This is a genomic window from Dysosmobacter sp. Phy, from assembly GCF_054476235.1.
The window spans coordinates 2,013,743-2,038,678 of the sequence record NZ_CM136997.1 but is presented as its reverse complement, the minus strand read 5'-3'; the positions used below and the strand labels follow the sequence as shown (position 1 = coordinate 2,038,678).

Sequence of the window (24,936 nt, the reverse complement as noted above, 5' to 3'; positions counted from 1 at the left end):
CCCGCCTTCAGAAAGATCCACCTCTGAAATGCTTCCATCGGATATCACAGAATCTCCCCGTTCGGCCGGGCCAAAGTTGCAAAAAATCGCCAAAGATGTGCTGCCAGCAGACAAAAGTCGTTGACGGGAGGACGTTTTTTGTGGTACGATTTTCTCCGTTAAAGCGCTGCGGTGGCAAAGAATTTGCCGCCGGGCAGAATTGTTTGGAGGGAAGAAGCATGAGTATTCAGAACGCGTATCTGAACGACCTGATGGATCGGGTCATTCAGCGGAATCCGGCCGAGCCTGAGTTCCACCAGGCAGTCCGGGAGGTCCTGACCTCCCTGGTCCCCGTGGTGGAAGCCCGCCCCGAGTATATCAAAGAGGGCGTCATGGACTGCCTGGTGGAGCCTGAGCGCATCATCAAGTTCCGTGTGCCCTGGGAGGATGACCAGGGCAACGTCCACGTCAACCGCGGCTTCCGCGTCCAGTTCAACAGCGCCATCGGCCCTTACAAGGGCGGTCTGCGGTTCCATCCCTCCGTCTACGAGGGCATCATCAAGTTCCTGGGCTTTGAGCAGATCTTCAAGAACTCCCTGACCGGCCTGCCCATCGGCGGCGGCAAGGGCGGCAGTGACTTCGACCCCAAGGGCAAGTCCGACGCAGAGGTCATGCGCTTCTGCCAAAGCTTCATGACGGAGCTGTTCAAGTACATCGGCCCCGACACCGACGTGCCCGCCGGCGACATCGGCGTGGGCGCCCGGGAGATCGGCTACCTCTTCGGCCAGTACAAGCGCCTGCGCAACGAGTTCACCGGCGTCCTCACCGGCAAGGGACTCAGCTACGGCGGCAGCCTGGCCCGCACCGAGGCCACCGGCTACGGCCTGTGCTACTTCACCGACAATATGCTCAAGGCCGCCGGCCGCAGCTTCGACGGCGCTACCGTGGTAATCTCCGGCTCCGGCAACGTGGCCATCTACGCCTGCGAGAAGGCCACGTCCTTCGGCGCCAAGGTGGTGGCCATGTCCGACTCCAACGGCTACATCTACGACAAGAACGGCATCGACCTGCCCCTGATCAAGCAGCTCAAGGAAGTGGAGCGCAAGCGTATCAAGGAATACGTCAACACCCACCCCGAGGCCGAGTACCACGAGGGCTGCTCCGGCATCTGGCAGATCCCCTGCGACATCGCCCTGCCCTGCGCCACTCAGAACGAGCTGAACCTGGACTCCGCCAAGGCCCTCATCAAGAACGGCTGCTTCGCCGTGGCCGAGGGCGCCAACATGCCCAGCACCCCCGAGGCCGTGGAGGCCATCCAGGCCGCGGGCCTGCTCTTCGCCCCCGCCAAGGCGGCCAACGCCGGCGGCGTGGCCACCTCCGCCCTGGAGATGAGCCAGAACTCCATGCGCTTCTACTGGACCTTCGAGGAGGTGGATGAGCACCTCAAGGAGATCATGACCAACCTCTACCACAACGCCTCCAACGCCGCCGCCCAGTACGGCAGACCCGGCGACCTGGTGGCCGGCGCCAACATCGCCGGTTTCCTGAAGGTGGCCGACTCCATGCTGGCCTACGGCCTGGTGTGAGGAGGGACCGGTATGAGCGACTATGTTTCCAGCGTGTCCGCTGCCCTGCGGCAGCGGTACGCCGATCAGCCGGAGTATCTCCAGTCCGTCCTGACGTGGCTGGAGATGATTACCCCGGCCCTGCAGGACAGCGACGTCTATGAGCGGCTGGACCTGCTGACCCGCATGGTGGAGCCGGACCGGATGCTGTCCTTCACCGTGCCCTGGGTGGACGACAAGGGCTTTGCCCATACCTGCCACGGCTACCGTGTCCAGTTCAACAGCGCCATCGGCCCATACAAGGGCGGATTGCGGTTCCACCCCTCCGTGAACCCCTCCGTGGTGAAGTTCCTGGGCTTTGAGCAGACCTACAAAAACGCCCTGACCGGCCTGCCCATCGGCGGCGCCGCCGGCGGCGCGGACTTCGATCCCCGTGGCAAGAGCAACCGGGAGATCATGCGCTTCTGCCAGAGCTTTATGACCGCCCTGTACCGCCACATCGGCGCCGACACCGACATCCCCGCCGGCGACATCGGCGTGGGCGCCCGGGAGATCGGCTACCTCTTCGGCGAGTACAAGCGTCTGACCGGCCGGTCCGAGAGCAGCGCCCTGACCGGCAAGGGCCTCACCTACGGCGGCAGCAAGATCCGCCAGGAGGCCGCGGGCTTCGGCACCGTGTACTTCACCGCACGGATGCTGGAGCACCAGGGCGAGACCATGGAGGGCAAGCGCCTGGCGGTCTCGGGCTTTGGCAATATGTCCTGGGGCGTGTGCCGCAAGAGCGCGGAGCTGGGCGGCAAGGTGGTCACCCTCTCCGGTCCCGACGGCTACGTCTACGATCCCGACGGCATCACCACCCAGGAGAAGTTCGACTTCATGCTCCAGATGCGCGCCAGCGGTCAGGATAAGGTGGAGGCCTATGCCGACCGCTTCGGCGTGGAGTTCTATGCCGGCAAGAAGCCCTGGGAAGTTCCCGTGGACATCGTGATCCCCTGCGCCACCCAGAACGAGCTGGACGTGGAGGACGCGGTCCGCATCGTGGCCAACAACGTCCGCTACTACGTGGAGGGCTCCAACATGCCCGCCACCTCCGACGCCCTGAACCTGCTGCGCCTCAGCCCCCGGGTCCTGACCGCCGGCTCCAAGGCCTCCGGCACCGGCGGCGTGGTGGTCTCCGCCCTGGAAATGGTCCAGAACAGCCTGCGTTACAGCTGGACCCGCCGGGAGGTGGATGAGCGCCTGAAGAAGATCATGGGCGACATCTACGACTCCTCCGCCGCAGCGGCCGAGGAGTACGGCCTGGGTTATGACCTGATCGCCGGCAACGACATCGCCGCCTTCAAGAAAATCTCTCAGGCCATGATCGCCCAGGGTCTGTGAGTCCTCTTCCTGTCTGTGATCCGAAAGGCGTCCCGAAGGTTACTTCGGGACGCCTTTTTTGCGCGGCCGGACGGAGGCTCTATTGAAAGAGATCGCGCTTTATGGTAGAATAAGGTCGAAAGTGGGGCCGGATACCGGCCCAAATATCATGAGATACGCAGGAGGAACAGCCTATGGATTCCAACAAGCGCCCCGAGACCATGGAGCGGATCACCACCCCCGCTCTGGCGGAAGCCTTTATCGCCGAGCAGGTGAAGGCTCTGCGGACCCAAATCGGAGAGAAAAAGGTACTGCTGGCCCTCAGCGGCGGCGTGGACTCCTCTGTGGTGGCCGCACTGCTCATCAAAGCCGTCGGCAAGCAGCTGGTGTGCGTCCATGTGAACCACGGCCTGCTGCGCAAAGGCGAGCCGGAGCAGGTGGTGAAGGTATTCCGGGATGAGATGGACGCCAACCTCATCTACGTGGACGCCGTGGACCGTTTCCTGGATAAGCTGGCCGGCGTGGAGGAGCCGGAGACCAAGCGCAAGGTCATCGGCGCCGAGTTCATCCGGGTGTTCGAGGAGGAGGCCCGGAAGCTGGAGGGCATCGAGTTCCTGGCTCAGGGCACCATCTATCCCGACATTCTGGAAAGCGGCGGCGTCAAGGCCCACCACAACGTGGGCGGCCTGCCGGAGGATCTGAAGTTCGAGCTGGTGGAGCCCCTGAAGCTCCTGTTCAAGGACGAGGTCCGCGTGGTCGGCAAGGCCCTGGGCCTGCCCGACGGCATGGTGTACCGTCAGCCCTTCCCGGGCCCCGGCCTGGGCGTGCGGTGCCTGGGCGCCATCACCCGGGACCGGCTGGAGGCCGTGCGGGAGTCCGACGCCATTTTGCGGGAGGAGTTTGCCAAGAACGGCCTGGAGGGCAAGGTGTGGCAGTACTTCACCGTGGTGCCCGACTTCAAGTCCACCGGCGTGAAGGACGGTAAGCGCAGCTTTGACTGGCCGGTGATCATCCGCGCCGTCAACACCGTGGACGCCATGACCGCCACGGTGGAGGATGTGCCCTTCGCCCTGCTGCAGCACATCACCGCCCGCATCACCGCGGAGGTTAAGGGCGTCAACCGCGTCCTCTACGACCTGACCCCGAAGCCCACCGGAACCATTGAGTGGGAATAAGCAAAAAGTGGATATGAGGGCCCGCAAACCCTTGAAAATACTGACTTTTTGATTTTTCAAATCCCCATTTGATAGCAGATTGATAGCACTCGTCAAATCCCGATTTATTGAGTTTGAAACAAAAAATCGGGTGGCTTGCGAGTAGCCTAAAAATCCTCATCTTTTTATTCATAAGTAAAAGGTCTAACTGATTTTTGCTGATCAGTTAGACCTTTTTATTTTGCTCTCATTTATCTGAATTTTCTGATTTTGCGCAACAAATGGCCTCTCCCGTGGCCTACAAGTGAGAGATTCAGATCAGGCCCTCCGGCGGCACCTTGGCGCGGATCTGGCTGCTGTCGTACTCTGGGTAGTGGTAACGCCAGTGGTCGTATTCCTCCTGAGAGATCTCACCGGCTTCCAATTTGGCCGCCTGTTCCCGCCAGGCCCAGAGCATCTCATGCAGCCGGGCAGCATCCTTGTTTTTGCGGAAATCCACCTGCAAGGCAAGTTCGCCGTCCTGCTCCGTGATCTTCAAACCGTAGTTATCCTCCAGGGTAAACAAGGTATGCATGAGCCCCACATAGGAGTCTATATCCGGGACAGAAAGTGCATGGGGCGAGACATCCAGTACCTGCGCCAGGGCGGCAGTTAGATCCGCCTTAGGGGTCCTTGATCCAGTTTCATACTGTGCCAGGCGCACATCGGCAGACTTCTCCGGGAAGCCCAGCGCCATGCCAAGATATTTCTGAGTCATCCCCCGCAGGAGACGGAAAAAGTGAATCCGTTCGCCAATCGCCATACATTCAGCTCCCATCTATGGTTGTTCTTATATGAAACATAGCATATTTGCTTAGTTTTGTCAAGATAATCTAAGCAAATTTATTTAACAATATTTCTTCTAAAAGGCTTGAACTAAGCTTATATGTATAGTATTATAAGAATACTAAGCGGATAAGTTTAGATAATATAGCAAATCAAATGGCCCGTCAGATTTTTGGTTGCGAAACCGAGAAAAAGTGGCGGACATAAGTAAGGAGGCATTTATGAAACACGAAAACCACAGGCAGCAGTCACCAACAACGAAGAAAGGAAGGTATTTACCATGGCAAACCAGATTTTTATGCGCGTCAATGAAGTGGCCGAGGAGCTGGGCGTATCCGTGCCTTATGCCTATAAGCTCATCCGGCAGATGAATGAGGAACTGGCGAAAACCGGCTGCATCACGATTTCCGGCCGGATCGACCGCAAGTTCTTCCACGAGAAGTTCTACGGCACGAGAACCGAGACGGCGAGAAAGGGGGAGTAATCATGGCAGCGTTTAAGAACAAGGACAACGGCACCTGGTATGTGCAGTTTCGCTACACCGACTGGAAGGGTGAGCGCCAGCAGAAGCTCAAAAGGGGCTTTGCAACTAAGCGAGAGGCGCTGGAATGGGAACGGGAGTTCCTGATGGAGAAACAGGCCGATGTAAACATGACCTTTGAGAGCTTCGTTGCTCTTTATGAGAGGGATATTAAACCCAAGCTGAAGCTCAATACCTGGCTTACCAAGGAGAGCATCATAAAAAAGAAGATCCTGCCCTATTTTGCCAAGCGGAAGCTGTCGGAGATCGCGGCCAAGGACATTATGCGCTGGCAGAACGAGATTCGGGAGATGCGGGACTGTCACGGCAAGCCCCTGTCCAAAACTTACCTTAAAACCGTTCACAATCAACTTAGCGCCATTTTCAACCATGCTGCCCGATTTTACGGTCTGAATATCAACCCGGCCCGGCAGGCGGGCAACATGGGGGCGGAGGAACGAAAGGAGATGCTGTTCTGGACCCGTGAAGAGTATACCAAGTTTTCCGAGGCCATGATGGATAAGCCGCTGTCTTTCTACGCCTTTGAGGTTCTGTACTGGTGCGGCATCCGGGAGGGAGAGCTGCTGGCCCTGACCCCGGCAGACTTCGACTTTGAGAAGCGTACCCTCACCATCAACAAGTCGTACCAGCGGATCAACAAACAGGATGTCATTACCACGCCCAAGACGCCCAAGAGCAATCGAGTGATTCAGATGCCCCAGTTTCTGTGTGACGAGTTGCAGGACTACCTCAAGCAGCTCTACGGCGTGGAGCCGGACAGCCGGATGTTTCCCATCAGCAAAAGCTATCTTCACCGGGAAATGGACCGTGGCTGCAAGCAAACAGGGGTGAAAAGGATTCGCATACACGATTTGAGACATAGCCACATCAGTTTGTTGATCGACATGGGCTTTACCGCTCTGGCCATCGCGGAGCGTGTGGGGCATGAGAGTATCGACATCACCTACCGCTACGCTCATTTGTTCCCCACCCGTCAGGTGGAAATGGCCGACAAGCTGGATTCACTGAAAAATGAGAAGGGAGTGTAAGAAAATGTCCAAGAAGAACTATGACAACCACAACCGTTGGAGGAACAAGACGGTGGCCTTCCGGGTGTCGGCGGAGGAAGATCTCCAGCTGGAAACCCTAGTGAAGCTCACCGGCCTGACCAAGCAGGACTACATCATCCGGCGGCTGCTGGAACGGGATGTGGTGGTCCAGGGCAATCCCAGGGTCTACAAGGCCCTGCGGGATCAGCTGGCCGCCGTGCTGGACGAACTGCGCCGGATCGAGGCTGGGCAGGGCGTGAACGATGAGCTGCTGGACACCATCCGTATGATTGCAACCATTATGAACGGGATGCAGCAGGAGGATTTTGCCTATGACCGATGAGAAAAAGAAAATGACCGCCCATGGCTCATCTGTTGGCGCAGATGATGGGCAGTCAATCTCTCAAAATTACAAGATTACTATACCAGACCCGGACGAAAAAAGCAATTCCCCCGAAAGAGATTTGGAGGAACTTTACCGGAAAATGCGCCGCATGAGCGACCCGGCTTACCTGCATACTATGACCTTGGACGAGCTGATGGACAATGTGTTCGAGGGCAAGTCTGCGGTGATTGAGAACTTGCTCTACACGGGAGCGTACATCCTTGCCGGAGCGCCCAAAATCGGTAAGTCCTTTCTGGTGGCGCAGATCGCCCACCATGTCAGTACCGGGCAGGACTTGTGGGGCTACAAAGTCCACCAAGGAACCGTCCTTTATCTTGCTCTGGAAGATGACGAGAGCCGCTTACAGCGCCGGATGTTCCGAATGTTCGGAGTGGAGGGGACAAGCTCCCTCCACTTCGCCACCAACGCTAAAATGATCGGCGGTGGCCTGGATGAACAGCTGGAAAAGTTCGTCCGGGAACACAGTGACACCAAACTGATTATTGTGGATACCCTGCAAAAAGTTCGGGAAGCGGTGAGCGACAGCTACAGCTATTCCAGCGACTATGAGGTAATCGGCAAGCTGAAACAATTTGCTGACCGATATGGCATCTGCGTCCTGATCGTTCACCACACCAGAAAGCAGCCTGCAGGAGACAGCTTTGAGATGATCTCGGGCACCACCGGCTTGCTGGGCTGTGCGGATGGTGCGCTCCTGATGCAGAAGGAGAAACGGACGGATAGCAAGGCCACTCTGGAGGTGGTGGGCAGAGACCAGCCGGATCAGCGGCTGTATCTGAGCAAGGAGCAGGAGAACCTAATTTGGAGCCTCGACCATGCAGAGAATGAGCTTTGGAAGCAGCCCAAGGACCCGGTACTGGAAGCCGTGGCAAAGATCGTATCCTCCGAGAACCGCGAATGGGAAGGGAGTCCTACGGAGCTGGCCCAAGCGATTCAGACTGATATGGCGGTAAACCGGCTCACCAAGCATCTGAATGTGAATGCCAGCCGCCTGTTGGAAGAACATCAGGTAAAGTATGAGAACAAAACCAAGCACGCCGGGCGGCGTATCCGGCTGACCTACATGGTGGTGGAAGCACCTGCGTTTGAAGTAATCGAGTAAAGCGCGACGCTCGCAACGGTCGCGACGGTGTTTTGAGGGGTACTCTCAGCACCGTTGCGACCGTCGCCACCGTCGCGGAACGAAAAAACTGGGGTGGTATTTTACCACCCCATCTTCCAGGAGGTGCCCCATTTTAGGGCACTCTAAAAGCAACTACCATGTCGCGTTTCACGACACCCTATGCCCCGAAACAGGGTACCGGGTACAGGGGCAAAAAGCGTTCGGAGAACGCGCAGCCACAGAATGAAATTCTGTGTTCAAAAGGGGCTTGGGGGCGCTGCCCTCAACAAGCAGACGGCAGGAAATGTGAGTGTGTATTAACACTCGCATTGCTTGCCGGATTTGTGTGTGGCTATCCACACGCATTGCTTGCCTGTATCTAAAACAACCGAAACGGCCCTTATGCCGCTGCGGAAAATCAACTGAAATACAAGTATTGGGAGGTAATGAGTATGAGAAAAATTTTGTCCTGTGAGTTCAACCCGGACACTGCCTGCGTGGAGCTGTGCATGGAAGATGGAACCCTGTTGTCCATCGACTGCACCGCCGTGGAGAACGAGGTGGCAAACAGTATGTACCAGCGGTCAGAACTGGACTGGCTGATCTATAATGATCCACTGTCCTATGCCGAACTGATTTTGAATGGGGACCCTGAATTATATCTAAAAGCAGTAACACAGAAAACTCCGTTAGATTGATGGCAAAGAAAATCCGCCAGAAGCAGCACTCTAAAGAGTGCGTCTCTGACGGATTTTTTACATCTTATCGATCAAAGCAAATACAACAGCCTGCTGTTCTTCACTTAGCCTTGACCAGCGTTCCAGAAGCTTTTTCTGCGCCTCAGTCAAGGAAACAGGTGCATCTTCTTCGGCAAATAGTTGAGATAGCGTAATGCCAAAGGCTGTGCAGATTTTCTCCAGGGATGGAATAGTCGGAACCATGTTCTTGCGATACCATGAGGAGATCGTGGATTGCGGCAAACCAGAGCGTTCTGCAAGCTGATACTCTGTCCAGCCCCGCTCCTCTCGATACGCGGTTATAACCGAGAGAATATCCTTCACCTGCATCACTCCTTTGCTTGTGTTCTTCGTAAATTATACTTTGATAAATCGTTGTGATTTAATCATTTATATCGTATAATTTTAACGATAAACACAACTACAAAGGAGGGAAAACTTTGGAAGGAAAAAGCTGTTTTTTCATCGGGCACAGAGAGGCTTCAGAAGAGATTTATCCGGCATTATATGCTGCTGTGGAGCAGCACATTTTGGAATATGGCGTCACAGAATTTATCGTTGGTCACTACGGCGGATTTGACCACCTTGCAGCATCGGCAGTCAAAGAAGCCAAGCGTTTTTACCCAGAGGTAAGGCTCACTTTACTGTTGCCATATCATCCGGCAGAGCAGCCGATACCGACACCCAATGGATTTAATGGAACATTCTATCCGCCAGGGATGGAAAGCGTTCCGCGCAAGGCTGCAATTATAAGAGCAAACCGCTATGTTGTGGATCATGTAGACTACCTCATCGCCTATGCCTGGCATCCCGCGAGTAATGCAAGAGATTTAGTAGAGTATGCACGGACGAAAGCCTCGCAGAGAAAATTGCAAATATTCCTACTTTGAGAGATGTTCTTATGATTAAGCGAAACTTTATTGTGATAGATGCCGAAATATGGTATAATAACACAATACTACTCTATGCGGAGGTGAAGCTTGTGAGTGTTTCATATAGTAAACTTTGGAAAGTGTTAATTGATAAGAAAATGAGTAAAGCAGACTTACGAAAAGCGGCAGGTCTTGCGCCAAATACTATGACCAAATTACGAAGAGATGAAGAAGTGAAACTAAGTATTCTTTGCCGTATTTGTGCTGTGCTCCATGTAAACTTTGGAGATATTATTGATTTTGTACCATCTGATGCTGAGAAAGAAAACCGCGATATTATTGCGGAACAGAGTGAGGCTTAAAAGTATATGACACAAAACTTTTACTGTAACTTTTTGGAGTATCTAAGTCCAAAAGAAAAGTCCGTCTTACTTGGACATATTCAAAAACATAAGGTCAGAATTGATGGTTTTCGTACTATAAAAGATGTTCCTTCTAGGTTGCTTGCGTTACATTTTTCCAAAAATGAGAAAGTACTTTTTGACATATTAAAGGAATGTTATTCTACAACATACGTTGATGAAGAAGATGCAATTAATAATTTTTCGCCGGATTCAGCGGTTACCTGCTTTGCATATTTAATCCAAGTAAACAAAGCAGATGAAACTAAATTGATGCCATTAATGGAAAGCAATCAAATTGAAATACCGACAAAAAATATAGTTATAGCTGATGGGAAAAGTAAAAAGAAATCTGATGAATTCCGAAAAAAATACCTTACAACGTATAAAGAATTGGAACAGGCAAAAGAGCAACTAAGAGATTTAAACAAAGAAAATCAAAGCCTACGTATAGAATTAGAATCACAAAAGCAGAAGGTAACTTTACTAGAAAAAGATGTGGAACGTAGCGATAAAGAGCACAAAGAAATAGTATCTTCTATGCAGGAAAAAATAGATAAGTTAGAAACAGAATGTAGCAGACTGAGCCGTATAACCTATATGCAAAGCAGAAAAATTTTAGTCATTTCTAATTCGCTCCAACAGTCCTTTGCAGGGGTTATGGTATTGCCATATGACCAGATCACGGAATTGAATCACATGGTCGGTGATTATTCTGAAATTTTATATGTACCAAATGATATGCCATTTCCAAGTAGAAGATATATTCAAAAGTTAGACTATATTCAAGAAAAACTGCACGTATTCTGTACTCATGCAGAACTAATAGATTATCTGGAAAATGGGAGGTAACGATTATGCCTATTGAATTTAAACATATAGAAATGGTTGGTCGTTTGGCCAAAGATGAAGAAATTAAAGGATTTGAGGACTACGGAAGAACAGCAGTTTTTATTAACAAGCCTGGCGATATTCAATATAAGATAAAATCTCTTTCAACTAAAAACGATGTAGCTGAGGAGCAGTTCACAGGATATATTAGTTCGATTCGTAATTTAGAATTCGTCGATGATCAGTATAGTGCGCCGGAAGATCGTGTAAAGGCTTTTTCTGATTTCTATTCAAAATCCTTATTTGTATTCTCTCATAAGATTGATTCAATGGGGAATGTAAAGGTAGATGTTGCAGATGTACTTACTCGGCCATTGGTGATTGATGAAAATACGAAATTTGTTGCAATTCCTTGTTTTTCTGGGAAAACGCAGTGTGATAAAATCGATGCAAATGGTAGCTGGCCCTTATTTAGAGAATATGATAACTTTGGGGAGTTCTTTCAGCGTTTAGTAGAGAACAAAACAGTTGGACGCATCTATAATTTCCAGATTAATGATGCTACCAGCTTCCCTGAATTTATTGTGTGGAGCGACAGCCGAAAGATGTGTGCAATTGGTCCTATAAAGTCAGCATCTCGCACTGCTATGGACAGTTTAATGATTCAAATTAACATTGAGAATTACTGCGAGATTAATTTGGATGATGAAGATGATGACATACTTGAATATATCGTTCAAAGTCCAAGTAACCCATCTGTTATTCACATTGCTGAGAAAAAATATCTTGATATTATTAATAGAATAGCTCAAAAAGTAGAAGAAAATAATGCTGCCCATGTAGCGCAAGAAGCTTCAACTGCAAATTTACCTAAGCAGGAAGAAAGCGATAGCGATCAACAAAATAAAGTTTCTCAAGGTGCACCTGTTGCGCAAGAACCACCGAGTGACGATCTTCGCGAGCTGCCTACTGAAAAGTCTGAGACTGCAATCTTTAAATTTTTCCGCTATCATAGCCAAAAGAATAAGTTGTTCTATTCCCCAAAGGATATAGTTAATTTTCACACAGCAATTAAGACGGGAAATTTAGTTATACTTTCTGGCATGAGTGGAACAGGAAAATCTGCGCTTGTAGATACCTATGCCAAAGCGTTAGGTATTGGTAAAAGCAATGTGTTAATAATCCCAGTTCGTCCTTCTTGGAATGATGATTCCGATCTGCTGGGGTATGTTGACTTAGTTCATATGGTGTATAGACCTAGTGACACAGGGTTTATTAATAAAATTGTTGAAGCATCAAGGCCTGAAAATAAAGATAAACTATACCTTATTTGCTTGGATGAAATGAATCTCGCGCGAGTAGAGCACTATTTTAGCCAGTTCTTATCAATTCTTGAGAGACCCGTTGGCGCGAGAGAACTTGTACTTTATGATGAACAATATGCAAACCAACTTTACAACTCTTCAAAGTACCCGCAACAGGTTTCAATAGGTGATAATGTAAAATTTGTTGGAACTGTAAATATTGATGAATCTACATATCATTTTTCAGATAAGGTATTAGACCGCGCAAATGTCATTTCTTTGGAGGTATTGGATTACTCTCAACCCAATAATTGGAAAGAAGATAAATATCGTGCAGCCAATACCCCAGAGTGGTCAAATGAGGACTTTGGAAAGCTTATCAAGAAAGATGATGCTCAGCTCCAAAATCAGACTAGAATCCGCGAATTCTTATGGGAAATGCATACGCTTTTGCATGGAACCAATGCAAATTTAGGCGTAGGACCACGTATTGTCAAAAGTATTGAGATGTATTTAAGAAATTTACCTGAAGGCGATACAGAATATGTACTTTCTGAAGCTGAAGGGCTGGACTACCAAGTTGCACAAAGAATCTTAACGAAGATCAGAGGGCCTGAAGAACAACTCAAAGAATTGTTTCAAACGCAGGAGCAAAAGAATGCATTAATTACGCTTCTTGATAAGTTTGATGATATTTCAAAGTTTGAACGTTGTAGGCAAGCAATTACTCAGAAAGAAAAAGAGTTGAAGGTATATGGATACTGCTTATAATCTGCCATTTCAGGCATATCTTATTGTAAATCCTAATACAAGCGCCCAAAAAATTGATTTTGGTCCATGGGGTGACATACAATTATCCCATGAACCTGAGGAAGATTGTGCTACAATTAAAGAAAATGATGAAATGGATCTGTACTTTAATAGCACAGATAAAGAGGCTCGCCTGTATCTGGATGCACTAGAGTGCTGTCCCTCATCGAATAGGATAATGGTTGATGATGAGGGATTCGTTTACTGCACGCCTGGAGAAGAGGTTATCAAGCTTTATAGAAGTGACTCTAGTTATGATGCGCTTCGGGTTGATGTGCTTCAAATATCTGTAATGTGCGGCTTAAATTCCTACTTTTCATTTCTGAAAATTGCACCAAAGCAATTATCACTTGAAGAGTGGAAAATTATGCGTGATGATCTTGAAACAGAAATTCAAGGATTAGCACAAGATATTGTTAGAAGAAACATTGGATTAGGAGATGAAGTTAAAGGCCTACTTCCACCAGATGACTTGTATGCATTTCTAATCATTAACAAAAATGCTCATGCAATTATGAGTGCCTTGCTAGATATAAAAGATAAGCCGAAATACAAACTAAAAAAAAGATATGAAGAAGTAGACGAATCCAAAAACAGAGAAATTGATACCGAAACAGTAAAGAAATATTTGCAGAGAGGAGCATTAAACCATACACTATTGGTTCCGCGGCGTGATATTGTGTATGATATTCAAGAGAACAGGCTACTAAAAAAAATCGTAAAGGCGTACGATGAAAAACTCGCTCACTTTATTGATGTAATATACTCTACTTTAAATTATCGCAAACAGAGGCTTACAAGGTACCCTAAACATAGTTTATATGATGAAAAATATATCCAAGGACTTGAATCTTATTTGGCAACCGCCGAGAAATTAAAGAAAATAACTAATATTATTAAAAGCGCAGAGTGGTTCCAAACAGTGAAAAATCCAGAAGATATGTTTATACCACATTCTTTTGCTGTGGATTCCAGATATGGTAGCCTATATAGAATGTACTCAGAGATGAACAAGCGCAATTTTTCTGTACAACTGGATCCTCAATACTCTTATTCGTGGAAGAAGAGTAGCTCGCTTTATGAAATGTGGTGCTATATTTGTATATGCAGATCCTTTTTGCAGGAATACACAGAAGTGGGGTTGAGGGTTCAAGACATTTTTATGAAAGATCATTTGTTCCCGTTTTTAAAATCAGGAACAAAGATATTGTTGGAGAACGAAGATAGTGCTGTTGAAATTATATATGATTCTGTCCTACCCAAAAAATCCGAGCAAGTGAAGCTTTATGGACATCCTTTATATATTACAGGAAAGCATACACGTCCTGATATATGTATTAATATGTATTCTAAAAAATCGGGATGGTATGTAGGATCGTTTATAATAGAATGCAAATATCGAAGTTTGAAGGCATTTTGGTATGGCAATACATGGTCAAGCCGTGAACAAATAAAAGCATATCATAATGATTCTAAATCCCCACTGTTTTTTAATGGATTTTTGGATCTATTTACCTCAAGTCGGCCAGTACTTCATGTCTTTACTTTTACGCCTGATATATTTGATGAAAGAGAATATTCTGATGATCAAGTAACCCTCTTGACATTTAGACCGACGAGAGATAGAAATATAGTTGAGAAAGTATGTGAAAGGTTGATCGATGAGGTAAGTAATGCAGTTAAACTTGCAGATCAATTTTACATTAAAATTAATCCGGGCCCTTAATTTTTAATTGCAGAATCTGTTGAGGAGTAAATTTATTTGTGTTATAATACTCCTAAGCCACCCAATCGTCCGTCTCAAGTAAAACCCCTGATAGGATGGCCTGGATAGATTTTTGATAGCAAAAGTCCGAATAGACCTTATGATAAGGATAATCTGCATCAAATAAAACCACGTCGAATCAAATCCTCTATACAAAAAAGTTTAGAAATGGATTTAACTCGGCGAGTGGGAATGATTTCAGAGACCCGGAAAAGTTTGATATAACTGGGTTTTGAGGGGTTAAGGCCCTTCGTGGCAACGATTTGGCAACGCTTTTTCATTATTCATAAAAAGAGAGCTAACTGATTTTGATTCGTCAGTTAGCTCTCTTTTTCTTTTTATTATTCTGTGCAACAAACGGCCTCTCCTATGGCCCACAAGTGAGAGAATCAAAAGAGATCCTGGGGCGGCGCCTTCAAGTCTTCTGCCAGTACCGCGCGCCGCCAGGCAGCCTGGTACCCCGTCATTCAGAACCGGCAGCGCAGCAATCAAATTTTCACGCGGCTATTGACAAATCAGCCGTCTCTTCATATACTATTTATGTCAAAAGTTTTTGATATGAGGTGAACCAATGGGATCCCATCAAGAAGATGCCAGGGTGTTCAAAGCGCTGTGTGACCCAAAGCGCCTTGCCATTTTGGAGCAATTACGCAGCGGAGAGAAATGTGCCTGCGTTTTGCTGGAGCCGATGGATCTGACACAATCCGGACTTTCCTACCACATGAAAATCTTGTGTGATTCCGGTATTGTGACCAGCCGGCAGGAGGGCAAATGGACTCATTACCGCTTGAGCGCAGCCGGAGGCGCATGGGCGCTGGATCGACTGCGGGCCATCCTTACACCCAACGCTGAACAAGATGATCCCTGCCCTTCCTGCGGCAGATAAACGCCATCGATACGAGATGGCGTTTATTCCGGTGGAAAACATCAAAATTTTTTGATATGTTCTCTACTTTATACAAAGAGAGGTCTCTGTTATGGGTATATGGCAATTTGTCCAGGAACAGGTCTTAGGGATGCAATGGTTGAACGGGCTTATCGGCAAAGCGCTGTCTAAGTTCGGATTGGATACAAGCGAACCGCTAGGCGGCAGTGTTCAGTTCTTTCTCTATGATGTCATCAAAATCACGATCCTCCTTTGTATCCTGATTTTTGCGATTTCTTATATCCAAAGTTACTTTCCTCCCGAGCGCAGCAGGAAGATTTTAGGACGGTTCCACGGGATCGGCGCAAACACCATTTCGGCTCTGCTGGGGACGGTGACGCCGTTTTGCTCCTGTTCCTCCATCCCGCTGTTCATCGGCTTCACCAGTGCAGGACTTCCCTTGGGGGTGACGTTCTCATTCTTGATCTCCTCTCCCATGGTGGATTTGGGGAGCCTGGTGCTGCTGATGAGCATTTTCGGAGCAAAGGTCGCAGTGATCTATGTGCTGGTGGGATTGGTGATTGCTGTTGCGGGCGGCACTATTATTGAAAGGCTGCACATGGAGAAGTATGTGGAGCGGTTTATTCTGTCTGCCCGCAGCGCAGACATCGATGCGCCTGCCTTGAGCAAGATAGAACGTCTGAGGTACGCAAAGGAGCAGGTCTCCTCCACATTCAAAAAAGTATTCCCCTATATTCTGGTGGGCGTGGGGATCGGTGCGGTGATCCACAACTGGATCCCGGAAAGCTGGATCGAGACACTCCTCGGCAGCAGCAATCCCTTCGGGGTGGTGCTGGCAGTGCTGGTCGGTGTTCCCATGTATGCCGATATCTTCGGAACGATCCCGGTGGCGGAGGCCCTGCTGGCAAAAGGCGCGCAGCTCGGTACGATCCTGGCCTTCATGATGGCGGTTACAACGCTGAGTCTGCCGTCTATGATCATGCTGCGCAAGGCCGTCAAACCCAAGTTGCTGGCTCTGTTTATCGGTATCTGCATAGTCGGTATCATCTTGGTAGGCTACCTGTTCAATGCATTTCAATTTTTCTTGATTTAATTCAGGAGGTATGAACCATAGGACTTTTCAGCAGAAACAAGAAAGAGAAAACGGCTTCCTGCTGCTGCGGCAGCTGCACACCTGAGGCCATGGCCCGGGCGGAGGCCGGTAAGACCTCTGGCGGAGTCAAAGTGCTGGGCTCCGGCTGCGCCAAATGCAGCGCCCTGGAACAGGCAGCCCGGGAGGCGCTGGCAGAGCTGGGCATGGAGACTGCGATCGACCATGTGACAGATTTTACACAGATTGCCGCTTACGGGGTGATGACGACTCCCGCACTGGTGGTGGACGGCAAAGTCGTGTCCTACGGCAAGGTTTTGAAAAAAGAAGAGGTCAAGGCGCTGATTCAAAAAGTGCGGGGATAACCCGCGTCTCCCCCCTGACAAAGCAACCCTGTGTGTCCGCAATTTCTGCCGCAGTCAGATGGCGGCCGCTCTCAGCAAACCGTCTCCCATATGCCTTTTCCGCAGGGATCAGACCGCATCCCATACTCTTTTGCGGAGAACTTCAAAGCGGCTGACCGCTTTATGGTCAGCCGTTTTTCCTTTTGTGCAGGCGCTCGGCCCCGGCCGGAAGCCTTGACAACACAAGCCTCCTTTGTTATCATCCTTACGTTATTACATAGTCTGCACGCCTGCTGGAAAGCGTACCGGCAGGCGCATACCTTTTCCTGGGAAAGCGGCGAAAACAGCGTGAAACAGCAGGTGAGATCCTATGCAGTGCTGATGCTGGGCGTGATTGCCCTGTCCACATCAGCAATTTTTGTCAAGCTGGCTGACGCTCCATCCGCTGTGACTGCCTTTTACCGGCTGCTGTTCACCGCCTTGGCGCTGGCTCCGTTCTTGGCGCTTGACCGGAAAAAGCGGGAGCAGCTGTATGCTCTGCGGTACAAACAGGCTGCCCTCATCATATTGTCCGGCCTGCTGCTGGCCATCCATTATGTGATGTGGTTTGAATCCCTACGCTACACCTCTGTGTCCAGCTCCACGGTGCTGGTGGCCCTTCAGCCCCTGTTTTCCCTGCTCTTCAGTTTTCTCTTTTTCCATGAGCGGCCTCAAAAAAGTGCAGTGGCCGGATGTTTTATTGCCTTCGCCGGCAGCGCCATAATCGGATGGGGCGATTTTCAGATCAGCGCAGGCGCACTGCTGGGGGATACCCTGGCGTTGGCTGCCGCCGGAGTAATCAGCCTGTACTTTTTGATCGGACAGGTGGTACGAAAAGAGATCGATGCCGTTACTTACTCCGTACCCGGATATTTCAGCAGTGCTGCGTTTCTGCTGGTCTACGCGCTGATAAAAGGCGACCCGCTGGGCGGATATTCCAATGCAACCTGGGGCGCCTTCCTGGGCCTGGCCTTCATCTCCACCATCGGGGGACAGTTTATCTTCAATCTGCTGTTAAAGAATATCTCCGCCACGGCGGTCACCATGGGTATTCTGGGCGAACCGGTGGGAACCTGTATCCTGGCTTACTTTATTCTGGGGGAGCGGATTGCTTCGCAGCAGTTCCTGGGAATTGCTGTGATTCTGCTGGGCTTATCTGTGTTCTTTTTCTTTCCCATTTGGGCGGCACGGCAACCTCCCCGGGATACCGCCCCCTAAGCGCGGCTGCCTGCATTTCCTTTCGCAAAAGAGGACGGACTGATTTACCATCAGTCCGTCCTCTTTTCATTTTCCCAGGAATGCACCTATAAACCATTTCGTTCAAGCAGATGCGGCCGCAGACAGCAGCGCCCATATATGCTGAACTTTTGCAGAAAACGTCAGAACCTTTGTGTTCCAAAATCCAGGCGACGGCAAGCAAAAAAGCAGTTCTCTCACGCCTCCGCCGGAGGCCCTGAAAACCAGGCCAGGCTCATAGGCCGGTCTGCCACCAACTCCATATCCGGGCAGCTCGCCGGCACGAAAAACTGGTCTCCCGGTGAAACCGGAAAATACTGATTCCCACAACAGATTTCTCCCTGCCCCGCCAACGCAAACAATCCATAAAACTGCTCCGGGGCAGGCAGCTTCAGCCGCGTGGTCACTTCTATCCGCTCCAACTGGAAATAGGAGCAGAACTTCCTATCAATCAGCCGCTCTATGTAACCGCCGGCATTTTCCACACATCTTCGGGGCGGGACAGTATATTTCTGAAGAGTATCCTCTCTGGTAAGCCCCTCATACCGGACCATTGAGAACATCGCATCATAGCCAATCCCCATATGACAGATATCGTCGGGGACTTCACTGCCGGAAGCCGTCCTTCGTTCTAAGCGCAGGGTCAGGTCACTGGGCTCCTGAATCTCGAGGGCAAAGCAGCCGGCGCCCAGTGCATGCGGCACACCGCTGTCCACCAGGATCATCCGGCCGGGTTCCGCATCAAATGCATGCATGCACGCCAGCAGCTGTGCGGAATCTCCGCTTTCAAAAGCTGTCCGCAAAATGGACGGCGTCACGTATTCTTTCAGCCCCAGGTAAAATACCGGCTTGCAGTCCGGCCTTTTACTGGGCAGGAAATACCACCCCTCCGTCTTTCCATACGGACTATTCCACAAACGCCTTGCTGCAAGGCGGTCAGGATGCACCTGCACATTCAATCGTTCTGCGGCGTCCAACAGCTTCAGCAATACTCCGGGGTCGCTCCCGCGCGTTCGGCAGAAGGCGCGGCCCAAAAACTGCTCCGGCGCAGCGGCAATCAGATCCCGCAGGAAACAGTGCGGATCTCCGGCAGCCCGACTCAGGCCCGCGCCGGCAACCGCCCCCATGCCGGCAGCCGGCGTCACAGAGGCGATCCACTCCTCAGGATAGTGATTATCCTCTGTGCCGGTTATGCCGCGCAGAGCCCGGATCTGGCTGCCGCCCAAATAGACACGCCAGGCCCCCGCATGATCCAATCGGATCGGATATCCGCTCATGACACACCGTCCCCCATCATTTTTCCCTATCATAACATTCTCCTCAGTTGATTACAATTTGCCAAACGCGACAATTTTTTGTTTTCATTTTATGCAATTAATCAAAATTTGATTTTTTAATCATCTTTATATTGATTGTAAAGTCACTTTGTGATAACTTGTCTTTGCCAAATCATTTCAAATCAACTACGAAGGATGGTAATTTTCATGGCACTAGCAACGTTGCATGAAGTTCTTGCGACTGCGGTAAAAACCAATACCGCAATTCCGGGCTTCAACATTGATAACATTGAGGGAACAGAAGCCATTATGGATGCGGCAGAAGCGGAGCAGTGCCCTGTTATCCTGACTGTGGGACAAGGTGCAATCAAGGCCGGGCAGCTGCGTCATCTGGCAGACCTGGTAAAGCGGATCGCACAGGAGAGCACCGTACCGGTGGTTCTGCATCTGGACCACGGCATCAGTTATGAGCAGACGATTCAGTGCCTGCGGCTGGGTTTTACTTCAGTGATGTATGACGGGTCCCATTTCCCCTTGGAGGAAAACATTCGGGAAAGCCGCTCTGTGGTCCGGAGCGCACATGCAGTTGGTGTATCTGTCGAGTGCGAATTGGGGGCTATTTCCGGCGTAGAAGACGGAATATCTCACAAAAATGTAAATTTGGTGGACGTGGAGGAGGTCCGTCGCTTTATCGGCGAAGTGGATTGTGACGCTCTGGCAATCGGCATCGGAAATGCCCACGGCATGTATCAGGGAACTCCACACTTCGACTTTGACCGCTTGCGGGCCTGTAAAAATTTAGGAACACCTCCTCTGGTCCTTCACGGCGGTTCCGGCACGCCGGACGAGATGATCCGTCAGGCCATCCAGCTGGGTATCCGGAAAGTCAATGTAGCAACAGAGCTTCGTATGGCATTTATGGCCGGATTGGAACGCACGGTTGGGCAGCGTGATTTCTATGAGATGTACCGGACCGCCAAGGAAAATGTCACCGCGCTTGCCCGACACAAAATCCAGCTGTTCCAGGGAAAGCTCTGAGACAGCTTCCATCATTGTGATTGTAATTGTTAAAAACAACAAAAACGTTGTTTTTTGTTTGTTATTGTTTATAATTTACAAGCAAAAATGATTGTATTATAATATGTAAAAAATCATTTTACAATCATTTTATGATTATTTGTTGAGGCTTTACACAGGAACAGGAGATTGCTGATGGGAAAGATACTTTGTGTGGGCGAGATGATGGCGGACCTGGTGGCATATCCAATCGGCCAGGTTCTGCTGGAAAGCGACTATCATCCCATGGACAGTTTCTGGGTCAAAACCGGAGGCGACGCCCATAACAACGCCGTAGACATGGCTCGGCTGGGAAATGATGTCATCTATATTGGACGGATCGGCAATGACTTGTTTGCACAGAACTGTCTGAACTCTCTTCGGCAGGCAGGGGTAAATACGGATTACGTGATATTTTCCCAAACCGCGGAACAGGCCAAATCCCTGATTCTCATGGGAGAGGGCGGTACGCGGACATTCTATCAGAACTTCGGCAGCAGCGCGGAACTGTGCTTCGAGGACATTGACCTCAATGTACTGGATGAGGTCTCCCTCCTTCAGATCGGCGGAACCTTCCACATGGAGCGCTTTGACGGCGACGGCGCGGTACGCCTGCTGCGCGAAGCCAAAAGCCGCGGGATCACAACTTCTCTGGATGTGACCATGGACCGGACCGGCCGGTGGAACAGCCTGCTGGAACCGTATTACCCGTATCTGGACTATTTCATGCCCAGTATTGAACAGGCAGTCGAAATCACAAAGGAGACGGATTTCTCCCGCATGGCGGACTTCCTGCTGGACCGCGGCGTGAAAAATGTAATCATCAAGGCCGGCAGTGACGGCGCTTATTTCAAAAACCGGGACGAATCGCTTTCCTGCGGTTGCTACAAAGTCCCCGTGGTAGATACCACCGGTGCCGGAGATGCCTTTGTTTCCGGCTTTCTGTCCGCCAGAGAGCGGGGATTTTCTCCTGAGCAGTGCATGGAATTTGCCACCGCCTGCTCGGCTCAAGTGATCCAGCAAGTTGGGGCCGCCGCAGGGCTGAAGAGCTTCCAACAGGTCTTGGACTTCATCGCCCAGGCTCCCAAGCTGACAATTCAGCGCGTCTGATTGCCGTGCATTCCTCCCAGGAGGGAGAAACAAATATCCAACACGAATGCTAGAAAGGAAGATCCACATGAAAAAGCAACTGACCTCTCTGTTATTGGCAGCCCTGATGGTCTGCGGAAGCCTTACCGGCTGCGGCGGAAATACCGCGGCAGAGGAGGACACTGCCGAGTCTTCCGGTGAGGGCGCAGAAGTCGTCACCGAGAGCTCCTACCCCGAAAAGGACATTACCGCACTGGTCTATTGGGCTGCGGGCGGCACCACGGATACCTGCGTGCGCAGTGCCATCAATGCCATCCCCGACGACATGCTCTCCAAAAACATCATCGTTTCCAACGTGGCAGGCGGCTCTGGTCTGGTCGGTGCAACGCAGTTCGTCAACAGCACCGCCGACGGCTATACCATCGGTGTTCTCAACTGTGACCTGGTGCTCAACCATGCGCTGGGCAATACCGATATCAGCTCCGATCAGTTCATTCCTCTGGCCTGCATCGAGCAGGACCCCTATCTGTTCCTGGTCCCGGCTGATGCTCCCTATGACACCTTTGAGGAGTTTGTGGATTATGTGAAGGCCAACCCCGGCACCCTCTCCGTGGGTGATACCGGCAGCGGCGCCGTTCCTCATCTGGTTTACACGGTCCTCAATAAGCAGCTGGGTCTGGATCTGAAGACAGTGGCTTATGACTCCTCCGCGGACAGCGTGATCGCGACCGTCAGCGGTGAGTGCGACGCCACCATCACCGCCCCCGGCGCCGCGGCGGGCCAGCTGGAGGCCGGAACGCTCAAGGCCATCGCCTGCTCCGGCGCTGAGCGCCTCACCGCCTATCCCGATGTCCCCTGCATGAGCGAGAGCTATGAGGAGCTGGCGGACATGAACATCCTCAGCTGGATCATGGTCGTGGCGCTGAAGGATACGCCCGCTGACGCCGTTGCTTATCTGCAGGAGATCTTTACGGCCGCCGCCACCTCTGATGAGTACCGTGAGACGCTGGAGAGCCTCAGCTTCCAGGCTGTTCCCGCTATGAACAACGACGAAATGCTGCAGTTTGTTGCGGATCAGGCGGAGTATTACGCCAGCGTTCTGGCCTAACCGGCACCTTTTGCGCATAATCAGCTATTGGAGCCTCCATGAATAGCTCATGGAGGCTCCCTTGATAAAACCAATCCACCGAATGTAGAGATGAAGAGGATCCTATGAAAAAGTATGATATTACCATTTCCGCGATCTTAATGGTGGCTGCGGCAGCACTTTTTCTATCCGCCTCCAATTTGCCGGAGGTAGAGGGCGCGATCGGCGCCGGCACATGGCCGCAAGTTCTGGCAGTCCTTCTGTTCTTATTGTCCGCTCTGCTGATGGGACAGGCCCTTACCGGCCATTCTTCCAAGGAGGAACCCTTTGATATCCACTCCCCTGGATTCAAGCGGGTCCTGATCGGCGGCGGGATCATTGTGGTGTTCTGCGTGCTGCTGAAATTCCTCGGTTTCATACTGGCATCCGCCTTTATGATCCCTGCGATCATGCGCCTGATGGGTGAAAAGCGCATCAAGGTGCTGGTTGGCCTCACCGTAGGAGTTCTTGTGGCCGTCTACCTGATTTTCACTGTGGCGCTGCGCCTGCCTCTGCTGCAGGGAAGCCTGTTCTGAGCGTAAGGAGGGATCATAATGATGGAAAGTCTGCTGGCTGCTTTGATGACTGTCGTGCAGCCATATAACATCGCTGTCATGTTTTTCGGCACCCTGATCGGTATACTGGTGGGCGCCATGCCCGGTTTGTCCTCCGTAATGGGACTGAGCATCATGATGCCTCTGACGCTTTCCATGGAAGGCAACTCCGGCATGCTGATGCTGCTGGGCATCTTCTGCGGCGCTATCTACGGCGGCTCAATCACGGCCATTCTGATCAAAACCCCGGGAACCGCCAACTCCGCCGCCACCTGCCTGGACGGATACCCCATGGCCACCAAACTGGGCCAGCCTGGCCGGGCTCTGAGCATTTCCACCATGGCCTCCACTTTTGGCGGACTGTTCAGCGCCGTGATGCTCTTGTGGACCGCGCCTATGCTCAGCAAAGTCGCCCTGAAATTCGGGGCAGCGGAATACTTTGCCTTGGCGATCTTCGGATTGAGCATGGTCACCAGCATCTCCGGAAAAAGCGTCGTCAAGGGCCTGATCGGCGCAGTTTTGGGCCTGATCATGGCGACCATCGGCATGAATGCTCTCACCGGCTCTCCCCGATTCACTTTCGGCACGGTCTACCTGATGGGCGGCATCGCCATGATTCCCACCCTCATTGCCCTGTACGCATTTTCTCAGGGTCTGAACAACATTGAGGGCGGCGGTGGAACCAGCAGCCTTCACTCCAAGGCAAAGCTGGAACGTGTGCTGCCCACCTGGCAGGATGTCAAAACGACCTTCCCCACCATGCTCCGCTCCAGCATCATCGGCACCATCATCGGCGCCATTCCCGGCACAGGCGGAGACATTGCTTCCTGGGTGGGATATAACGAAGCCAAACGCTGGTCCAAGCATCCTGAAAAATTCGGAGAGGGCGCGCCGGAGGGTATCGCCGCTCCGGAATCCGCCAATAACGCCATTTCCGGCGGCGCACTGATCCCGCTGCTGACCCTGGGCATCCCCGGCGACGCAGGCACCGCTGTTATGCTCAGCGCATTGATGATGCAGGGCGTTGTTCCGGGCCCCATGCTGTTCACAGAGCAGACCGGAACGGTGTATACCATTATTGTCGGCCTGTTTTTCGCCAACCTCTGGATGTGCCTGCTGGGATACAGCGCCATCCGCGGTTTTGCCAAAATCGGAAATGTCTCCAACACGTATCTCACACCCATTGTGTTTGTTTTCTGTGTTGTGGGCACTTATGCGCTGAACAATAACATTCTCGACATTTTCATGATGATGATTTTCGGCGTGATCGCGTATATTCTCATCAAATGCGACTTCCCCATGCCGCCGATCATCCTGGGATTGATCCTCGGTTCCCTGGCTGAGAAGAACCTTCAAAGAGCCCTGATCATATCCGACGGCAGCATCTCCGTATTCTTTACCCGTCCCATTTCCCTGGTGCTCATCGTGATCTCTGTCCTGTCCCTGCTGTGGCCCGTGGTAGGTCCTGTGATCAAAAAGCGCCGGGCAAAGTAATTATTTTATGCGCCAAGCGTCTAAAAATGATTGTAAGTGTTTGGAAAGACGAGTATAATTATCTTC

Annotated in this window: 25 protein-coding genes; 22 read left to right on the top strand and 3 right to left on the bottom strand. The window is 51.0% G+C overall.

Annotated elements, in window-relative coordinates; genetic code table 11:
* Positions 1-218 precede the first annotated feature (218 nt).
* The 3 genes from gdhA (ACVDHE_RS09930) to guaA all read left to right on the top strand — a co-directional run bounded on the left by gdhA (ACVDHE_RS09930) (position 219) and on the right by guaA (position 4,078).
* A complete protein-coding gene (gene gdhA / locus ACVDHE_RS09930; RefSeq protein ID WP_418725648.1) occupies positions 219-1,565 on the top strand; it encodes an NADP-specific glutamate dehydrogenase in 1,347 nt (448 codons plus the stop codon).
* Positions 1,566-1,577: 12 nt separating this feature from the next.
* Positions 1,578-2,924, top strand: coding sequence for an NADP-specific glutamate dehydrogenase (gene gdhA, locus ACVDHE_RS09925; RefSeq protein ID WP_458884471.1), 1,347 nt, complete (start codon positions 1,578-1,580; stop codon positions 2,922-2,924).
* Between the two features lie 200 nt (positions 2,925-3,124).
* Complete coding sequence (guaA, locus tag ACVDHE_RS09920; protein ID WP_325224759.1) at positions 3,125-4,078, top strand: glutamine-hydrolyzing GMP synthase; 954 nt, start codon at positions 3,125-3,127, stop codon at positions 4,076-4,078.
* Positions 4,079-4,370: 292 nt separating this feature from the next.
* On the opposite strand, the gene ACVDHE_RS09915 is transcribed toward guaA, so the two are convergent.
* Positions 4,371-4,859, bottom strand: a complete 489-nt coding sequence (locus ACVDHE_RS09915; RefSeq protein ID WP_458884470.1) for a helix-turn-helix domain-containing protein — start codon at positions 4,857-4,859, stop codon at positions 4,371-4,373.
* Between the two features lie 303 nt (positions 4,860-5,162).
* On the opposite strand from ACVDHE_RS09915, the gene ACVDHE_RS09910 reads away from it, so the two are divergent.
* From ACVDHE_RS09910 to ACVDHE_RS09890, 5 genes are all read left to right on the top strand, one after another.
* On the top strand, positions 5,163-5,366 hold the full coding sequence (locus ACVDHE_RS09910) for a MerR family transcriptional regulator (protein ID WP_087236778.1): 204 nt from the start codon (positions 5,163-5,165) through the stop codon (positions 5,364-5,366).
* A 2-nt stretch (positions 5,367-5,368) separates the two neighbouring features.
* A complete protein-coding gene (locus tag ACVDHE_RS09905; protein ID WP_458884469.1) occupies positions 5,369-6,451 on the top strand; it encodes a site-specific integrase in 1,083 nt (360 codons plus the stop codon).
* Positions 6,452-6,455: 4 nt separating this feature from the next.
* On the top strand, positions 6,456-6,794 hold the full coding sequence (locus tag ACVDHE_RS09900; protein ID WP_458884468.1) for a plasmid mobilization protein: 339 nt from the start codon (positions 6,456-6,458) through the stop codon (positions 6,792-6,794).
* On the top strand, positions 6,784-7,959 hold the full coding sequence (locus ACVDHE_RS09895) for an AAA family ATPase (RefSeq protein ID WP_458884467.1): 1,176 nt from the start codon (positions 6,784-6,786) through the stop codon (positions 7,957-7,959). Before ACVDHE_RS09900 ends, ACVDHE_RS09895 begins: the two co-directional genes overlap by 11 nt.
* 452 nt (positions 7,960-8,411) lie before the next feature.
* Positions 8,412-8,657: a DUF6061 family protein gene (locus ACVDHE_RS09890; RefSeq protein ID WP_458884466.1), complete on the top strand. Its 246-nt coding sequence runs from the start codon at positions 8,412-8,414 to the stop codon at positions 8,655-8,657.
* Positions 8,658-8,714: 57 nt separating this feature from the next.
* Here the strand turns inward: ACVDHE_RS09890 and ACVDHE_RS09885 are convergent, their stop codons facing one another.
* Entirely contained in the window at positions 8,715-9,026 is a 312-nt protein-coding gene (locus tag ACVDHE_RS09885; RefSeq protein ID WP_050624078.1) for a helix-turn-helix domain-containing protein, read from the bottom strand.
* 110 nt (positions 9,027-9,136) lie between these two features.
* Between ACVDHE_RS09885 and ACVDHE_RS09880 the strand changes: the two genes are divergently transcribed.
* From ACVDHE_RS09880 to ACVDHE_RS09840, 9 genes are all read left to right on the top strand, one after another.
* Positions 9,137-9,586, top strand: a complete 450-nt coding sequence (locus ACVDHE_RS09880; RefSeq protein WP_458884465.1) for a hypothetical protein — start codon at positions 9,137-9,139, stop codon at positions 9,584-9,586.
* An 11-nt stretch (positions 9,587-9,597) separates the two neighbouring features.
* Positions 9,598-9,930, top strand: a complete 333-nt coding sequence (locus ACVDHE_RS09875) for a helix-turn-helix domain-containing protein (RefSeq protein ID WP_458884464.1) — start codon at positions 9,598-9,600, stop codon at positions 9,928-9,930.
* Between the two features lie 6 nt (positions 9,931-9,936).
* Entirely contained in the window at positions 9,937-10,821 is an 885-nt protein-coding gene (locus ACVDHE_RS09870) for a coiled-coil domain-containing protein (RefSeq protein WP_458884463.1), read from the top strand.
* Positions 10,822-10,826: 5 nt separating this feature from the next.
* A complete protein-coding gene (locus ACVDHE_RS09865; RefSeq protein ID WP_458884462.1) occupies positions 10,827-12,875 on the top strand; it encodes an McrB family protein in 2,049 nt (682 codons plus the stop codon).
* Positions 12,859-14,640: a DUF2357 domain-containing protein gene (locus ACVDHE_RS09860; protein ID WP_458884461.1), complete on the top strand. Its 1,782-nt coding sequence runs from the start codon at positions 12,859-12,861 to the stop codon at positions 14,638-14,640. The genes ACVDHE_RS09865 and ACVDHE_RS09860 overlap by 17 nt, the downstream gene beginning before the upstream one ends.
* Positions 14,641-15,250: 610 nt before the next feature.
* Positions 15,251-15,565, top strand: coding sequence for an ArsR/SmtB family transcription factor (locus ACVDHE_RS09855; protein WP_458884460.1), 315 nt, complete (start codon positions 15,251-15,253; stop codon positions 15,563-15,565).
* Positions 15,566-15,656: 91 nt separating this feature from the next.
* Complete coding sequence (locus ACVDHE_RS09850; RefSeq protein ID WP_458884459.1) at positions 15,657-16,658, top strand: permease; 1,002 nt, start codon at positions 15,657-15,659, stop codon at positions 16,656-16,658.
* A 17-nt stretch (positions 16,659-16,675) separates the two neighbouring features.
* Positions 16,676-17,020, top strand: coding sequence for a thioredoxin family protein (locus tag ACVDHE_RS09845; RefSeq protein ID WP_213037905.1), 345 nt, complete (start codon positions 16,676-16,678; stop codon positions 17,018-17,020).
* Positions 17,021-17,110: 90 nt separating this feature from the next.
* Entirely contained in the window at positions 17,111-18,256 is a 1,146-nt protein-coding gene (locus tag ACVDHE_RS09840; RefSeq protein WP_458884458.1) for a DMT family transporter, read from the top strand.
* 215 nt (positions 18,257-18,471) lie between these two features.
* Here the strand turns inward: ACVDHE_RS09840 and ACVDHE_RS09835 are convergent, their stop codons facing one another.
* Positions 18,472-19,551, bottom strand: a complete 1,080-nt coding sequence (locus ACVDHE_RS09835) for a class I mannose-6-phosphate isomerase (RefSeq protein WP_458884457.1) — start codon at positions 19,549-19,551, stop codon at positions 18,472-18,474.
* A gap of 207 nt (positions 19,552-19,758) precedes the next feature.
* Here ACVDHE_RS09835 and ACVDHE_RS09830 point away from each other — a divergent pair, with 207 nt between their 5' ends.
* The 5 genes from ACVDHE_RS09830 (at position 19,759) to ACVDHE_RS09810 (ending at position 24,870) form a co-directional block, all read left to right on the top strand.
* Complete coding sequence (locus tag ACVDHE_RS09830) at positions 19,759-20,589, top strand: class II fructose-bisphosphate aldolase (RefSeq protein ID WP_458884456.1); 831 nt, start codon at positions 19,759-19,761, stop codon at positions 20,587-20,589.
* 174 nt (positions 20,590-20,763) lie between these two features.
* A complete protein-coding gene (locus ACVDHE_RS09825) occupies positions 20,764-21,717 on the top strand; it encodes a carbohydrate kinase family protein (RefSeq protein ID WP_458886172.1) in 954 nt (317 codons plus the stop codon).
* A gap of 67 nt (positions 21,718-21,784) precedes the next feature.
* Positions 21,785-22,804: a tripartite tricarboxylate transporter substrate binding protein gene (locus ACVDHE_RS09820; protein WP_458884455.1), complete on the top strand. Its 1,020-nt coding sequence runs from the start codon at positions 21,785-21,787 to the stop codon at positions 22,802-22,804.
* Between the two features lie 104 nt (positions 22,805-22,908).
* Positions 22,909-23,358 carry a tripartite tricarboxylate transporter TctB family protein gene (locus ACVDHE_RS09815; RefSeq protein WP_458884454.1) on the top strand — a complete coding sequence of 150 codons (450 nt, stop codon included), beginning with the start codon at positions 22,909-22,911 and terminating at the stop codon, positions 23,356-23,358.
* An 18-nt stretch (positions 23,359-23,376) separates the two neighbouring features.
* Positions 23,377-24,870, top strand: coding sequence for a tripartite tricarboxylate transporter permease (locus tag ACVDHE_RS09810; RefSeq protein WP_458884453.1), 1,494 nt, complete (start codon positions 23,377-23,379; stop codon positions 24,868-24,870).
* The last annotated feature ends 66 nt before the right edge of the window (positions 24,871-24,936 follow it).

Excerpts from the sequence above, each read along its gene's own strand:
- ACVDHE_RS09855 (WP_458884460.1), top strand. The coding sequence starts at position 15,251 with ATGGGATCCCATCAAGAAGATGCCAGGGTGTTCAAAGCGCTGTGTGAC.
- ACVDHE_RS09865 (WP_458884462.1), top strand. The coding sequence starts at position 10,827 with ATGCCTATTGAATTTAAACATATAGAAATGGTTGGTCGTTTGGCCAAA.
- ACVDHE_RS09910 (WP_087236778.1), top strand. The coding sequence starts at position 5,163 with ATGGCAAACCAGATTTTTATGCGCGTCAATGAAGTGGCCGAGGAGCTG.
- ACVDHE_RS09820 (WP_458884455.1), top strand. The coding sequence starts at position 21,785 with ATGAAAAAGCAACTGACCTCTCTGTTATTGGCAGCCCTGATGGTCTGC.
- ACVDHE_RS09885 (WP_050624078.1), bottom strand. The coding sequence starts at position 9,026 with ATGCAGGTGAAGGATATTCTCTCGGTTATAACCGCGTATCGAGAGGAG.
- ACVDHE_RS09890 (WP_458884466.1), top strand. The coding sequence starts at position 8,412 with ATGAGAAAAATTTTGTCCTGTGAGTTCAACCCGGACACTGCCTGCGTG.
- guaA (WP_325224759.1), top strand. The coding sequence starts at position 3,125 with ATGGAGCGGATCACCACCCCCGCTCTGGCGGAAGCCTTTATCGCCGAG.
- gdhA (WP_418725648.1), top strand. The coding sequence starts at position 219 with ATGAGTATTCAGAACGCGTATCTGAACGACCTGATGGATCGGGTCATT.
- ACVDHE_RS09870 (WP_458884463.1), top strand. The coding sequence starts at position 9,937 with ATGACACAAAACTTTTACTGTAACTTTTTGGAGTATCTAAGTCCAAAA.
- ACVDHE_RS09835 (WP_458884457.1), bottom strand. The coding sequence starts at position 19,551 with ATGAGCGGATATCCGATCCGATTGGATCATGCGGGGGCCTGGCGTGTC.
- ACVDHE_RS09825 (WP_458886172.1), top strand. The coding sequence starts at position 20,764 with ATGGGAAAGATACTTTGTGTGGGCGAGATGATGGCGGACCTGGTGGCA.
- ACVDHE_RS09875 (WP_458884464.1), top strand. The coding sequence starts at position 9,598 with ATGATTAAGCGAAACTTTATTGTGATAGATGCCGAAATATGGTATAAT.
- ACVDHE_RS09850 (WP_458884459.1), top strand. The coding sequence starts at position 15,657 with ATGGGTATATGGCAATTTGTCCAGGAACAGGTCTTAGGGATGCAATGG.
- ACVDHE_RS09860 (WP_458884461.1), top strand. The coding sequence starts at position 12,859 with ATGGATACTGCTTATAATCTGCCATTTCAGGCATATCTTATTGTAAAT.
- ACVDHE_RS09900 (WP_458884468.1), top strand. The coding sequence starts at position 6,456 with ATGTCCAAGAAGAACTATGACAACCACAACCGTTGGAGGAACAAGACG.
- ACVDHE_RS09915 (WP_458884470.1), bottom strand. The coding sequence starts at position 4,859 with ATGGCGATTGGCGAACGGATTCACTTTTTCCGTCTCCTGCGGGGGATG.
- ACVDHE_RS09895 (WP_458884467.1), top strand. The coding sequence starts at position 6,784 with ATGACCGATGAGAAAAAGAAAATGACCGCCCATGGCTCATCTGTTGGC.
- ACVDHE_RS09905 (WP_458884469.1), top strand. The coding sequence starts at position 5,369 with ATGGCAGCGTTTAAGAACAAGGACAACGGCACCTGGTATGTGCAGTTT.
- ACVDHE_RS09830 (WP_458884456.1), top strand. The coding sequence starts at position 19,759 with ATGGCACTAGCAACGTTGCATGAAGTTCTTGCGACTGCGGTAAAAACC.
- gdhA (WP_458884471.1), top strand. The coding sequence starts at position 1,578 with ATGAGCGACTATGTTTCCAGCGTGTCCGCTGCCCTGCGGCAGCGGTAC.
- ACVDHE_RS09810 (WP_458884453.1), top strand. The coding sequence starts at position 23,377 with ATGATGGAAAGTCTGCTGGCTGCTTTGATGACTGTCGTGCAGCCATAT.
- ACVDHE_RS09815 (WP_458884454.1), top strand. The coding sequence starts at position 22,909 with ATGAAAAAGTATGATATTACCATTTCCGCGATCTTAATGGTGGCTGCG.
- ACVDHE_RS09840 (WP_458884458.1), top strand. The coding sequence starts at position 17,111 with ATGCCTTTTCCGCAGGGATCAGACCGCATCCCATACTCTTTTGCGGAG.